Below are 259 nucleotides of genomic sequence, written 5' to 3'. Positions count from 1 at the left end.
CGGTTTCCTGTGCCAAGGCCATCGCAATCCACACTCGCTGGCGCTGCCCGCCGGAAAGCTCGTCGACGTTTCGATCCGCGAGCTCAAAAGTGCCAGTGGCTTCGAGAGCGCGTTGCACAGCATGATCGTGAAGGGAGGAGTCCCCCGCGCTCCAACTGCGGAAGAAGCCTTGGTGCGGAAACCGACCCCGGCCCACGAGGTCGCGGACGGTGATGCCATCAGGAGCCGTAGGGTGCTGCGGGAGGAGGCCCAACACACG

The 259-nt window shown here is 64.9% G+C and carries 1 protein-coding gene; it reads right to left on the bottom strand.

Annotation, left to right across the window (positions count from 1 at the left end; genetic code table 11):
• Positions 1–196, bottom strand: a 196-nt coding sequence (locus tag SB679_RS25065; protein ID WP_410705024.1) for an ATP-binding cassette domain-containing protein, incomplete at its 3' end; no start/stop codon positions are given.
• Positions 197–259: the final 63 nt, after the last annotated feature.

Source organism: Chryseobacterium sp. SIMBA_029 (assembly GCF_046535275.1).
Lineage (GTDB): Bacteria > Bacteroidota > Bacteroidia > Flavobacteriales > Weeksellaceae > Chryseobacterium.
This window is presented reverse-complemented; position numbering and strand designations above follow the sequence as displayed.